Origin of the sequence: Terrabacter lapilli (assembly GCF_039531305.1) — a bacterium.
Lineage (GTDB): Bacteria > Actinomycetota > Actinomycetes > Actinomycetales > Dermatophilaceae > Terrabacter > Terrabacter lapilli.
Genome location: NZ_BAAAPU010000007.1, coordinates 648,809 through 661,022 on the forward strand (window position 1 = coordinate 648,809; position 12,214 = coordinate 661,022).

The window sequence follows — 12,214 nt, forward strand, 5'->3', positions numbered from 1 at the left end:
CGAGGAGGGGCCGGGGAGGATGCGGATGCCGTGGTTGTCCCAGACGGGGTCCCAGTTGCGCAGGCCCTCGGTGTAGTGCCACATCCGGTCCGGGTTGATGATGCGCCCGCCTGCCGCGCGGGTGATCTCGAGCATGCGACCGTCGACGTGGGCCGGCACCCCCGCCACCATGCGTGCCGGCGGCGCCCCGAGCCGCTCGGGCCAGGCGCGGCGCACGAGGTCGTGGTCGCCGCCGATGCCGCCGCTCGTCACGACGACGGCCTGCGCGCCGATCTCGAACTCGCCGACCTCCTGCCGGCTGCTCGGCCGGCCGCGTGCCGCGCCGTCGTGGGCGAGGAGGTGACCGCGTACGCCCGTCACCGCTCCCGCGGTCAGGACGAGCTCGTCGACCCGGTGCCGGAACGCCAGGGTGACCCGGCCGCTCGCCACGGCGGCCCGGACGCGCCGCTCGAAGGGCTCGACGATCCCCGGCCCGGTGCCCCACGTGATGTGGAAGCGCGGCACCGAGTTGCCGTGCCCGTCGGCACGGCCGTCCCCGCGCTCGGCCCACCCGACGACGGGGAAGAGGCGGTGACCCTGCTGGTGGAGCCACCACCGCTTCTCGCCGGCGGCGAAGTGCAGGTACGCCTCGGCCCACCTGCGGGGCCAGAAGTCCTCCTCGCGGTCGAACTGGGCGCTGCCCATCCAGTCCTGCGTCGCGAGCTCGAGGCTGTCCTTGATGCCCATGCGGCGCTGCTCGGGGCTGTCGACGAGGAAGAGTCCGCCGAAACTCCAGAACGCCTGCCCGCCGAGCGACTGCTCGCCCTCCTGGTCGACGAGGACCACCCGCTTGCCGCGGTCGGCGAGCTCGGCAGTGGCGACGAGGCCGGCCAGGCCGGCTCCCACGACGACGACGTCGGCTTCCATGGGCCCGAGCATGCCATCGTCGGGCACCGCAGCGCCGTCGGGGCGACGGTGAGGCCGTGGCAACCCGAGCCGTGGTCCGACCGTGTGGGAGGTCGCCCCTTCGTGGGTAGGAGGCCTGCAGCGCCACCGCCTGGCTCCAGCAGAGTGGCACAGGCGGTGGCGCGGTCATCGTCCCCCGCCCCGGGCCGCTGCCACAAGTTCCTGTCGAACCCTGCAGCCCGTGATGTCGTCCGAACCCGCGGCGCATGAGCACGACTGACGGTGGGTATCTGCGTGGTGGCGTCCCGGTGCCGGGCGAGGGGCTCGACCGCCGGGACGCCACCCCTTCAGGCCACGAGCAGTGCCGGCCCCTGCCGGTTGCCCAGGGTGCCGGTCGGGGCGCTCTGCTCGGCTGGTGACGTGACGCTCGAGCCGACCCGCGACGTGAGGTCGAGGACGCGACCACCCGCGGCGGCGTCGCCCGCCAGGGCGCGCAGGTCGCGGTGCGCGGCTCCCACGAGGCCGGTGATGCTCGAGCCGAGGGCGATGCAGACCGCCTCGAGGACCTCTGAGGACGGCTCCTTGAGGCCGCGCTCGACCTCGGAGAGGTAGGCGACGGAGATGCCGGCCCGGGCGGCGACCTCGGCCAGGGTGCGGCCCTGCCGGGTGCGCAGTCGTCGCAGCAGTCGGCCGTAGACCTCGCGCAGCAGCGGGGCGGGGCTGGCCGGCTGCTGGCCGGCGGCGATCTGGGTCATGGCCGTCTCCGATCGGTCGCGGTGCGTTCGTCCAGCGTCGCACGCCGCCACGTGGTCGGCGGGGCGTGAAGGGGCCGAGGGCGTACGCCGTGGGCGAACTCCCGCGCGAGGGTGCCGTCGCCGGGATGGTTGAGGAGAAAAATGTTGACGCTGTTCACTTCGGCACCGCAGGCTGTCGGTGGAGACGCCTACCCTCGTCTCACGCGCAGCTCACACTCGCGAACCACCGACACACGACCGGCCGACCCGTGACCCATGCCGTGGGCACACGGCGGCCGAGACTGGGGGACCCCTCACATGACCACCACCACCGAGGCGCGCACGAGGCGCGACCGGTTCACGGGGCCGGCCATCGAGGCCGAGCACCTCGTGAAACGCTTCGCGGACATGACGGCCGTCGACGACGTCAGCCTGTCCGTGCCGCAGGGCACCGTCCTGGGGCTGCTCGGCCCCAACGGCGCCGGCAAGACCACCACCGTCCGCATGATGACGACCCTGACGACGCCGACGAGCGGCACGGCGCGGGTCGCCGGCCACGACGTCCTCACCGACCCCGAGGCCGTGCGCCTCAGCATGGGCCTGACCGGACAGGCGGCCACCGTCGACGAGATGCTCACCGGCCGGGAGAACCTCCGGCTCATCGGGTCGCTCTACGGCATCGGCCGCGCCGACGTGCGCCGGCTCTCCGACGAGCTGCTCGAGCGGTTCTCGCTGGCCGAGTCTGGCAACAAGGTGGTCAAGGAGTACAGCGGCGGCATGCGGCGCCGGCTCGACCTCGCCGTCAGCCTCATCGCGGCGCCGCCGGTCCTCTTCCTTGACGAGCCCACCACCGGGCTCGACCCCCGCAGCCGCGTCGAGCTCTGGGAGGTGCTGCGCGGGCTCGTCACCGACGGCACCACGCTGCTGCTCACCACCCAGTACCTCGAGGAGGCCGACCACCTCGCCGACCGCATCGTCGTCATCGACCACGGGCGGGTCATCGCCGAGGGCACCGCGCTCGAGCTGAAGGACCAGTCGGGGCAGGCGGCCATCGTGCTCACCGTCTCGCACGCCGAGCAGCTCGAGGCCGCCCGCGCGCTGCTCGCCTCGCACGTCGCGGAGGTGCACGTCGACGCCGCGGCGCGCCAGCTCACCGCCCCCGCCGACGGCCTGTCCGACATGACGCGCGTGGCAGCCGTCTTCGACCGCAGCGAGATCGTCCTCGACGACCTCGGCCTCAAGCGGCCGAGCCTCGACGACGTCTTCCTCAGCCTGACCGGCCACCGCGCCGAGTCGGACGGGCACGACGGCACCGGCAGCACCAACGAGCACGAGCACGACCAGCAGGACGAGCAGGAGGGGGAGTCCCGATGACCCAGGCATCCGCCACCACGACGACCAGCGCCGCGACCACCCGTGCGGCGGCACCGCACCTGCGTCCGCCGGGCCTGCTGCGCCAGGTCCAGATGATGGTGTGGCGCAACCTCAAGCACACCCGGCGCCAGCCGGAGATGCTCACCGACGTCACGATCCAGCCGATCATGTTCGTGCTGCTCTTCGCCTTCGTCTTCGGCGGCTCGATCCGCACCGACAGCGGCTCCTACCGCGAGTGGCTGCTGCCCGGGATCATGGCCCAGACCATGGCGTTCGCTGCGTTCATCGTCGCCAGCGGGCTCAACATGGACCTCGACAAGGGCGTCATCGACCGGTTCCGGTCCCTGCCGATCTCGCGCGGCTCGGTCCTGATCGGCCGCAGCGTCTACGCGATCATCCACTCCAGCATCGGCGTCTTCGTCATGTCGATGACCGGCCTCGCGATCGGGTGGCGCATCCGGAACGGCTTCGGCAACGCGGTCCTCGCCTTCGCGCTGCTGCTGCTCTTCGGCTTCGCGATGATCTGGTTCGGCATCCTCGTCGGCTCGGCGATGCGCTCGGTCGAGGCCGTCAACGGCCTGATGTTCACCACGATCTTCCCGATCACGTTCCTGGCCAACACGTTCGCACCCACCGAGGCGATGGTGCCGTGGCTGCGCTCGGTCGCCGAGTGGAACCCGATCAGTGCCCTGGTCCAGGCGATGCGCGAGCTCTGGGGCAACGTCCCGCCCGCCCCGCCGACCGCGTCCTGGCCGCTGCAGCACGCGGTCCTCGTGTCGGTCGGCTGGTCGCTGCTCATCACGGCCGTCGTCGCGCCGCTGGCCATCCGGGCGTATGCCCGCCGCACCGCCGACTGAGGCAGGCCCTGCAAGCGGTCAGCCGACGTGGTCGCGCAGCCAGGCGATGTCGGCCGCCTGGCCCTCCAGCCCGCCGGGGGTCTCGCACACGACGGGAGCCCCGGCGGCGCGGATGACGCCGACGAGCGCCTCCCCGTCGATGTGGCCCGACCCGAAGTTCGTGTGCCGGTCGGCGCCGGAGTCGAACTCGTCGCGCGAGTCGTTGGCGTGCACGAGATCGATGCGCCCGGTGATGGCCCGCACCTGGTCGACGACGGTGCCGAGGTCGTTGCCGCCGGCGTGGGCGTGGCAGGTGTCGAGGCAGAAGCCGACGCTGTCGCCGCCCTCCGCCTGCCCGATGGCGTCCCACAGCCGGGCGATCGCCTCGAGCCGGCGGGCCATGGCGTTGTCGCCGCCGGCGGTGTTCTCGATGAGCAGAGGCACCGGCATGTCGAGGCCGTCGATGCACTTGCGCCAGTTGTCGAAGCCCTTGGCGGAGTCCTCGTCGACGCCGAGGTGGCCGCCGTGCACGATGACGCCCTTGGCGCCGATCTCGGCGGCGGCCGTCAGGTGCTGCTGGAGCAGCTTGCGCCCGGGGATGCGGATCCGGTTGTTGAGGCTGGCCACGTTGATCGGGTAGGGCGCGTGGACGTAGAGGTCGACGCCGGCCGCCTCGGCGTCCGCCTTGAGCGCCTCGGCGCCACCGGCATACCGGACCACCGGGCCCTTGTAGCTCTGCGGGTCACCGAGGAAGAGCTGCGAGAGGGACGCTCCGCGCGCCCTCGCCTCGGCGATCGGGTCCTCCTGGTCGACATGCGCACCGATGTGTAGAGCCATGCCACGAGCGTAGGCGGCGTGGGAGACAGCCCGGATGGTGGACCCCGTGCATAAGTAGCGCTTATGCAAGCAATAATGCGTGCATGAGTCTCTCGCGCTTCCCCTCGGTCGTCGACGACGTCACGGTCCGGCTCATCGCCGCCGTCGTCCTCGTCGTGGGCGTCATCGCCCTCGCGACGCAGCAGTGGTGGCTGTATGCCGTCCTCGCGGTCGACTTCAGCCTGCGCGCGGCGCTGGGACCCTCGGCCAGCCCGGTCGCTCAGCTCGTGCAGCGGTGGATCCGACCCGCCGTCTCCGCTCCGAAGCGCCCGACGGCTGGGCCGCCCAAGCGGTTCGCGGCGACCATCGGTGCCGTCATGACGGTCGCCGCGACCGCGCTCTGGGTCGTGAGCCTGGCGACCGGATCCTCGGCTGCGCTCGCTGCCGTCGTCGTCATCGGCGCCGTCATGGTGCTCTTCCCGGCGCTCGAGTCGGCCTTCGGGATCTGCGTGGGCTGCATCCTCTTCGGGATGCTCATGCGCGTGGGCCTCGTCCCCGAGGAGGTCTGCCTCGAGTGCGCCGACATCACCAAGCGCCGCGAGCGGCTGCTCGCCGAGCGCGCCGGCCGCCAGGCGGCCTGACAGCACAGCGGCTCGACGGCTCAGCGGCTCGACGGCTCAGCCGGCTGCCGCGCGAAGCTTCTCGAGCAGGGGCCGGGCCGCCTCGTCCAGGAAGCGCTCCTGCGCGTCGCCACCTACCTGCACAAGTGCGATGTCGGTGAAGCCGGCCTCCCAGTAGGCGCTCACGGCCTCGACGATCTTGTCGAGGTCGGGTCCGCACGGGATCGACTCGGCGACGTCCTCGGGCCGCACGAACTGGGTGGCCCCGGAGAACCCGGCCGGCGTGGGCAGGTCGGAGTTGACCTTCCATCCGCCGGCGAACCAGCGGAACTGCTCGTGGGCGCGCCCGACCGCGGCCTTCTCGTCAGGGTCCCAGCAGATCGGGATCTGGCCGATGGCGCGCGCGCCGGAGCCGATGCGCTCTGCACCCTCCGTGTGGTTCCACGTCTCGACGAGCTCGGCCTCCGGCTGGACGGCGATCATGTGGTCGGCCAGGGGAGCGAGCCGCTCGATCGACAGGTCGCCGCTGACGGCGACCGCCACCGGCACGAGGATGTCGGGCAGGTCCCACACCCGGGCGGAGTCGACGTCGAAGTACTCGCCGTGGTGGGTGACGAGGTCGCCGGAGTGCAGCTTGCGGATGATCTCGATCGCCTCGGCGAGCATCTCCTGGCGGGTCACGACGCCCGGCCAGCCCTCGCCGACGACGTGCTCGTTGAGGCTCTCGCCGCTGCCGAGGCCGAGGGTGAAGCGCCCGTCGGCGAGCAGCTGCAGCGTCGCCGCCTTCTGCGCGATGACGGCCGGGTGGTAGCGCATCGTCGGGCACGTCACGTACGTCATGAGCTCGACCCGCTCGGTGGCGTGGGCCACGGCGCCGAGGACCGACCACGCGTACGGCGCGTGCCCCTGCTCGGTCAGCCACGGGGAGTAGTGGTCGCTCGAGACCTCGAAGTCGAAGCCCGCCTGCTCGGCGCCGACGGCCCACTTCACGAGGTCCTTGGGGCCGCTCTGCTCGGTCATCAGGGTGTATCCGAAGTTCGTCACCCCTGGGCCGTACCCATTCGCGCGCCATCGCGTGTACAAGGTCTGTCCACAGTTGTGGACGAAACTGTGGAGAGCGGCGGCAGTGTCAGCGGCGCGTCAGCGGGCGGGATGGCTGAGCAGGAACCGGCGGATGGCCTCGCGCGGCCGGCTCCGCAGCTCGGCGCCGTGCGTGAACGCGGCCAGGTCGTAGTCGAGCTCACCGAGCACGTGGGCGGTCTGCTGGGTCATCCGGAAGTCCGTGCAGAACGCCTTGACCGGCCAGCGCAGCCCCAGCACGTTGAAGATCGCGTCGCCGGTGATGAGGATGCGTGTCTCCTCGTGGAGCAGCGAGACGTGGCCCGGCGAGTGTCCCGGGGTGTGCACGACCCGCACGCCCCCGGCGATCGGGAGCACCTCGCCGTCGGTCATCTCGCGCTCGACGACGACCGGCTCGAAGTCGCGCCCGGGGCGCGCCATCCGGTCGAAGAGCCGCCCGAGCAGGAAGCTGCGGTCGCGCGGTGGCGAGGTCCCCTCGCTGGCGTATGCCGCGTCGTCGTGGTGGACCGTGAAGCCGCGCCCCGTGGCACGCGCCACGTGAGCCGCACCGCCCGCGTGGTCGGGGTGCGCGTGCGTCAGCACGAGCCGCGTGACGTCCGAGGGTGAGGAGCCGATGGCGGCCAGGGCGGCCAGCACCTTCGGCCCGGAGCGCGAGATGCCCATGTCGACGAGGGTCACCTGGCCGTCGTCGTCGCGCAGGGCGAAGCCGTTGACGAGGTCTCGTACGAGGGGGATGCGCCACACGTTGGGCGCGAGCGGAACCACGAGGTCCTTGGCCATGGCCCGACCCTAGCCGCGGGATGTCGGTGAGGCCACGCGCCTCGGTGGGTAGGACCCGAAAGGTGGCGGTCGACGCCACCCGAGACACCGAGCGCCCCGACCGGGGCGACCAGAGGAGGACCACGTGGCCAAGCGAGTCGCATTTCTCGTCGCGAGCGAGGGCATCGAGCAGGTCGAGCTGACCGAGCCCTGGAAGGCCGTCACCGACGCGGGGCACGAGGCGGTCCTCGTCAGCCCGGAGAGCGGTGAGGTGCAGATGTTCAACCACCTCGACAAGGGCGACACCAAGAAGGTCGACGTCACGGTCGCCGACGCGAAGGTCGACGACTTCGACGCGCTGGTGCTGCCCGGTGGCGTCGCCAACCCCGACAACCTGCGCACGCAGAAGGACGCCGTGGCGCTCGTCCGCGAGTTCCTGGCGTCCGGTCACCCGGTGGCCGCGATCTGCCACGCGCCGTGGACCCTCGTCGAGGCGGACGTGTTGAAGGGCCGTCGCCTGACGTCGTGGCCGAGCCTGCAGACCGACATCCGCAACGCCGGCGGGGAGTGGGTCGACGAGTCGCTCGTCGTCGACGGCAACCTCATCACGAGCCGCAAGCCCGACGACCTCCCCGACTTCTGCGGCGCGGTCATCGAGGCTCTCGAGCACGGCTCGGCCTCGAAGACCTCGGGCACCCAGGGCTGACCGGCGCTCCACCGCCGCAGCGAGCCGCCGCAACGGCGGCCCATGATCGACCGCCTCTCCCGGACCCCTGCCGGGAGGGGCGGTCTCCTGCGTCCCCGAGGTGCGCGGACGGCATACGCTCCGCTCCATGACCGGGGACGACGCTGCCGTCGAGGCGCTGCGCGCGCTCATCCGCATCCCGACGGTGTCGGACTGGGAACGGGAGCGGGAGGACCGAGCCGCGTTCGAAGCGCTGCTGGCCGAGCTGCGGTCGCGGTTCCCGCGGTTGCACGGGACGTGCGAGGTCGAGCGCATCGCCGGTGACGCCCTCCTCGTGCGCTGGCCGGGGCGCACCCCGGAGGCGCCGGTCGTCCTCATGGCGCACCTCGACGTCGTGCCCGTCGGTGACCCGGAGGCGTGGAGCCACCCGCCCTTCGCGGGCGACCTCGCCGACGGATGTGTCTGGGGCCGTGGGGCGCTCGACTGCAAGGGGTCGCTCGTCGCCACCTGCCAGGCCGTCGAGGACCTCATCACCGACGGCGTGACGCCGGGCCGGGACGTGTGGCTCTCCTTCGGCTGCAACGAGGAGGTCTCGGGCGGCGCCGCGAAGGACGCCGTCGCGATCCTGCGTGAGCGAGGGGTCGAGCCGTGGTTCGTCCTCGACGAGGGCGGCGCGATCGTCCGTGGCGTCCTCCCGGGCGTCGACGCCCCCATCGCCGTCGTCGGAGTCTCGGAGAAGGGCACCGTGGACATCGAGCTGCGCGCGCGCGGGGACGGCGGCCACGCCTCGGCGCCGCGACGGATGGGCGCGACGAGCCGGCTCGCCCGCGCCATCCTACGCCTCGAGCGCAAGCCGTTCCCCAGCCACCTGCCCGACGCCACGATCGAGATGCTCGAGCGCGCCGGCGCCCACGCCCGTATGCCGTATGCCGCGGTCTTCGGCCACGCGCGCCGCCTCCGCCCGCTGCTGGCGCGGGTGCTGCCGCGGCTCGGTCACGAGACCGCAGCCCTGGCGCGGACCACCGTCGCCGTGACCCAGCTGACCGGGTCGCCCGGTGCCAACGTCATCGCCGCCACGGCACGGGCGCACGTCAACATGCGGGTCATGGTCGGGGAGACCGTCGACGGGGCGGTCGAACGGATCCGCCGCACCGTCGACGACCCCCACGTGGAGGTCGTGCTCGTCAGCGGCGACGAGCCGAGCCCGGTCTCCCCGACGGACGACACGGCATACGCGCTCCTGGAGGCGACCCTCGAGGAGGTCTTCCCCGGGACGGTGCCGGTGCCCTACGTCATGCTCGCGGCGACGGACTCGCGTCACTTCCACCGGGTGTGGCCGCGCGTCTACCGCTTCACGCCGTTCCGGATGACCGACGCCCAGCGCGCCGCGATCCACGGCGTCGACGAGCGCATCGGCGTCGACGACCTCCGCGACGGCGTGCGGTGGTACCGCCGGCTCATCGAACAGCTCTGACCCACCGGTTCGCCTGCGACAGAACGGGACCCCATGACCGACAGCACAGCCCTGTCCGACGCGGCGCGCGCGGTCGCCCGAACTCCCCTGGCCAAGGTGGTGGGCTTCCTCGTCTGCGTCGAGCTCGCGAGCGGAGTGCTCCAGGGCTACTACACGCCGCTCTTCACCGACATCGCGCGGCACCTGTCGATCAGGGACGCCGACGTCAACTGGTTCGAGGCGGCGCAGCTCATCGTCTCGGCGCTCGTCGTGCCGCTGCTGGCCCGGCTGGGCGACCTCGTCGGGCACCGCAAGGTGCTGCTGCTCTCGACCGTCGTCACGGCCGTGGCGTCGTGGGGTGTCGCCTTGGCGCCGAGCTTCGGGCTCTTCCTCGTCGCCTGGGCCGTGCAGGGCTTCTACGTCGTGTGGCTGCCGATGGAGGTGGCGATCATCCACCGCCGCACCCGTGGCGACGAGCGGCGGGTGCGCGGCGCGGCGGGCCTGCTCGTCGCGGGCCTCGAGGTGGGGGTCATCGCCGGTGCGCTCACGAGTGGCGCCCTCGCCGAGTCGCTCGGGATGACAGTGCTGCTGGCGCTCCCGGCAATCGTCGTGACCCTGGCGCTCGTCGCCATCTGGTTCGGTGTCGAGGAGTCCCCGGTGCTCGCGCAGGGCGCGATCGACTGGCTCGGTTTCCGGCTCGTCACGCTGGCCCTCGGGCTCGTCATGGCGGGCCTGGTGGTGCTGCGGGTGCAGGGCCCGACGAGCCCGTGGCCGTGGGTTCTCCTCGCGGCCGGAGCGGTCGCTCTCGTGCCGTTCGCGCGAGCCGAGCTGGCTCAGCCGGAGCCGCTCGTCGACCTGCGTGTCCTGCGCGCGCGTGGCCAGTGGCCGATCCAGGCGACGGCCTTCCTGTTCGGTGTCTCGGTGCTCGGCGCCCAGATCCCGCTGTCGACCTTTGCCCGCACCGACCCGGCTGTGACGGGCTACGGCCTCGGTGCGTCGGCCGCACGGGTGTCGCTCATCATCGGCGGCTACGTCCTGTCCCTGGCGGTGGGAGCGCTCCTGCTGCACCTGCTCGCGGGTCGCACGGGCACGCGAGTGGCGATGGTCGTGGCAGCGCTGCTCGTGGCGGTGGGCTACCTGCTCTTCCTGCCGTTCCACGACACCCTGGCCCAGACCCTGACCAACATGGTGGTCGCCGGCCTGGGGTCGGGCGCCCTCGTCGCCGGACTGCCTGCCGCGGCGGCCGCCCAGGCGCCGCCGACGCACACGGGCCTCACCACCGGGATGACCAACACGACCAAGACGATCGGTGGCGCATTCGCGTCGAGCGTCTTCGCGATCGCGCTGGCCTCGACCGGGACCGTCGATGCCGAGGCCACGGCGCACGCCTCGCTCGCCGGCTACCTCACGGTGTGGGCCATCTGCGGGCTCACCGCGTTGGTCGCAGCCATGTTCCTCGCCGTGGTGCGTCCGGCGACGCCGTCGAGCGCGACCGTTTGAGCCGCACGGGCAGCTCTCGCGGGATCTGAGAAGGGCAGGCCTACCCCTCCAGCCGTGGGGAAGCACCGAGCTGGGCTCGGTCCGCGGCTGAACGGCCTGAGTGCCACCCCTCCGCGTCGCGCGGGAGGCTGACCCGGCTCCGGCGCACGTGCGGGAACCAGCTGGCCATGGCTTCGTCGACCTGCTCCGCACGGGCCGTCAGCAGCGGTACCAGCTCACGTCCGTTCGAGTGGCCGGCCTCCGCCTCCGCCTCCGCCTGCGCCGTCGCCTCCTGCAGCCGCTCACCGATGCGATGGGCGAACGCCGACAGGAACGACTGGCGGAAGGACCGGGTGCGGCTGCCACCGTGCAGGTCGCGGCGCGGCCCGGCGGCCGCGAGGGTGCGGGTGGCCTGCACGAGGAGGGAGGTGAAGAGCAGCTCGACCGAGTCGAGGTCGGTCTCGAAACCCACGACCGTGGCGAAGCCGAGCTCGCGCGCCCAGACGGTCCGGCACCGGTTGGCCGACGCCACTGCCTGCAGCAGCGAGGCCTTCTGGCTCTCGTAGGGGTTGTCGATGCCGATGCGCCGGCCCAAGGCCTGTCCATGAGCGGGGTGGTCGGCGCCGCGGTCGAGGAGAGCGGCGTCGATGCTGTGCCGGGTCATGAGGGCCTGCGCACCCGCGGTGAACGTCGCGGCCTCGGCCTCGAACGTCGTCGACTCCGCCTTGGCCAGGAGCATCCGGACCCGGCTCAGGATGCGCTCGTCGGCGGGCGGGGTGTCATCCGAGCGGCCGGCCGCGCCGGGTGCGGCCGCACGAGCCTCCCCGGGCAGCGGGGTCAGGCGTTCGAGCTGTGGGAGCCGGGTGAGCAGGTGCATCACCGGGAGGACCTGTGACACGAGCGTGAACCAGTCGGTGCCAGTGTCACGTCGGGCATCGATCCAGCTGGTCGACGACGGCGCCGGCGCGGTCGGTCCGTCGGCCAGCTCGCGCAGCTGCGCCAGCCACCGGCGATCCACGGTCGAGGGCGCGTACTGCTCGAGCTCGTGACGCATGGCGTCGAGGGCGATCGCCTGCTCCGGGACACCGAGCCTTCGGCCCACGAGACGGTGGACGTCTGCAGGTTGCCAGCCGAGCTGCCACGCGCGTGACGTCGCTGAGGCCATGGAGTCGAGCAGCGTCAGCACCACCACGCGCCGAGTGGTGGATGCGGCGCACATCGCGGCGACGGAGGCTGTCACGGAGTCCAGCTGGTACTCGTCCGGCTCGTCGAGGGCGTCGTACGCCTCGCCGAGGAGGCGGAGGAGCACGCCGCGTACCTCGACGTCCACCCACCTGGCGGCGGCCTCGTCATCACCCTGTTCGCCGGCGAAGGAGGCGGCCCCGGGTCGCGGATCGCACGAGCCGTGCCGCGCGCCGTGGCGCCCCGTGCGACGTGCCTTGCCCATGTGTCCTCCTCAGGTCGAGTCCCCATGCTGTCATCGCGTCGACGAG

General features: G+C 72.4%; 12 protein-coding genes. 6 read left to right on the forward strand and 6 right to left on the reverse strand.

What is annotated here, in order from left to right:
* Positions 1-906 (reverse strand): FAD-binding dehydrogenase (locus ABD241_RS10975; protein WP_344061961.1); only part of this gene is annotated, 906 nt, incomplete at its 3' end.
* Positions 907-1,232: 326 nt separating this feature from the next.
* The gene (locus ABD241_RS10980) at positions 1,233-1,640 is read right to left on the reverse strand and encodes a helix-turn-helix domain-containing protein (protein ID WP_344061964.1); all 408 of its coding nucleotides are present in this window, start codon (positions 1,638-1,640) and stop codon (positions 1,233-1,235) included.
* A 297-nt stretch (positions 1,641-1,937) separates the two neighbouring features.
* Between ABD241_RS10980 and ABD241_RS10985 the strand changes: the two genes are divergently transcribed.
* Both ABD241_RS10985 and ABD241_RS10990 read left to right on the forward strand, forming a co-directional pair.
* Positions 1,938-2,993 (forward strand): ATP-binding cassette domain-containing protein, encoded by a 1,056-nt coding sequence (locus ABD241_RS10985; protein WP_344061967.1) that lies wholly within the window; start codon positions 1,938-1,940, stop codon positions 2,991-2,993.
* On the forward strand, positions 2,990-3,850 hold the full coding sequence (locus ABD241_RS10990; RefSeq protein ID WP_344061970.1) for an ABC transporter permease: 861 nt from the start codon (positions 2,990-2,992) through the stop codon (positions 3,848-3,850). Before ABD241_RS10985 ends, ABD241_RS10990 begins: the two co-directional genes overlap by 4 nt.
* Before the next feature lie 18 nt (positions 3,851-3,868).
* On the opposite strand, the gene ABD241_RS10995 is transcribed toward ABD241_RS10990, so the two are convergent.
* On the reverse strand, positions 3,869-4,666 hold the full coding sequence (locus ABD241_RS10995; protein ID WP_344061973.1) for a deoxyribonuclease IV: 798 nt from the start codon (positions 4,664-4,666) through the stop codon (positions 3,869-3,871).
* Between the two features lie 83 nt (positions 4,667-4,749).
* Here ABD241_RS10995 and ABD241_RS11000 point away from each other — a divergent pair, with 83 nt between their 5' ends.
* A complete protein-coding gene (locus ABD241_RS11000; RefSeq protein WP_344061976.1) occupies positions 4,750-5,286 on the forward strand; it encodes a DUF4395 domain-containing protein in 537 nt (178 codons plus the stop codon).
* Positions 5,287-5,322: 36 nt separating this feature from the next.
* Here the strand turns inward: ABD241_RS11000 and ABD241_RS11005 are convergent, their stop codons facing one another.
* On the reverse strand, positions 5,323-6,309 hold the full coding sequence (locus tag ABD241_RS11005; protein WP_344061979.1) for an LLM class F420-dependent oxidoreductase: 987 nt from the start codon (positions 6,307-6,309) through the stop codon (positions 5,323-5,325).
* A 96-nt stretch (positions 6,310-6,405) separates the two neighbouring features.
* Positions 6,406-7,125, reverse strand: coding sequence for an MBL fold metallo-hydrolase (locus ABD241_RS11010; RefSeq protein WP_344061982.1), 720 nt, complete (start codon positions 7,123-7,125; stop codon positions 6,406-6,408).
* A gap of 124 nt (positions 7,126-7,249) precedes the next feature.
* Between ABD241_RS11010 and ABD241_RS11015 the strand changes: the two genes are divergently transcribed.
* From ABD241_RS11015 to ABD241_RS11025, 3 genes are all read left to right on the forward strand, one after another.
* Positions 7,250-7,810 (forward strand): type 1 glutamine amidotransferase domain-containing protein, encoded by a 561-nt coding sequence (locus ABD241_RS11015; protein ID WP_344061985.1) that lies wholly within the window; start codon positions 7,250-7,252, stop codon positions 7,808-7,810.
* Positions 7,811-7,937: 127 nt separating this feature from the next.
* Positions 7,938-9,263 carry a M20/M25/M40 family metallo-hydrolase gene (locus tag ABD241_RS11020; protein WP_344061988.1) on the forward strand — a complete coding sequence of 442 codons (1,326 nt, stop codon included), beginning with the start codon at positions 7,938-7,940 and terminating at the stop codon, positions 9,261-9,263.
* A 33-nt stretch (positions 9,264-9,296) separates the two neighbouring features.
* A complete protein-coding gene (locus tag ABD241_RS11025; protein WP_344061991.1) occupies positions 9,297-10,742 on the forward strand; it encodes an MFS transporter in 1,446 nt (481 codons plus the stop codon).
* A 40-nt stretch (positions 10,743-10,782) separates the two neighbouring features.
* On the opposite strand, the gene ABD241_RS11030 is transcribed toward ABD241_RS11025, so the two are convergent.
* A complete protein-coding gene (locus ABD241_RS11030; RefSeq protein WP_344061994.1) occupies positions 10,783-12,168 on the reverse strand; it encodes a DUF2786 domain-containing protein in 1,386 nt (461 codons plus the stop codon).
* Positions 12,169-12,214: the final 46 nt, after the last annotated feature.

Excerpts from the sequence above, each read along its gene's own strand:
- ABD241_RS10980 (WP_344061964.1), bottom strand. The coding sequence starts at position 1,640 with ATGACCCAGATCGCCGCCGGCCAGCAGCCGGCCAGCCCCGCCCCGCTG.
- ABD241_RS10985 (WP_344061967.1), top strand. The coding sequence starts at position 1,938 with ATGACCACCACCACCGAGGCGCGCACGAGGCGCGACCGGTTCACGGGG.
- ABD241_RS11020 (WP_344061988.1), top strand. The coding sequence starts at position 7,938 with ATGACCGGGGACGACGCTGCCGTCGAGGCGCTGCGCGCGCTCATCCGC.
- ABD241_RS11030 (WP_344061994.1), bottom strand. The coding sequence starts at position 12,168 with ATGGGCAAGGCACGTCGCACGGGGCGCCACGGCGCGCGGCACGGCTCG.
- ABD241_RS11010 (WP_344061982.1), bottom strand. The coding sequence starts at position 7,125 with ATGGCCAAGGACCTCGTGGTTCCGCTCGCGCCCAACGTGTGGCGCATC.
- ABD241_RS10995 (WP_344061973.1), bottom strand. The coding sequence starts at position 4,666 with ATGGCTCTACACATCGGTGCGCATGTCGACCAGGAGGACCCGATCGCC.
- ABD241_RS11025 (WP_344061991.1), top strand. The coding sequence starts at position 9,297 with ATGACCGACAGCACAGCCCTGTCCGACGCGGCGCGCGCGGTCGCCCGA.
- ABD241_RS10990 (WP_344061970.1), top strand. The coding sequence starts at position 2,990 with ATGACCCAGGCATCCGCCACCACGACGACCAGCGCCGCGACCACCCGT.
- ABD241_RS11000 (WP_344061976.1), top strand. The coding sequence starts at position 4,750 with ATGAGTCTCTCGCGCTTCCCCTCGGTCGTCGACGACGTCACGGTCCGG.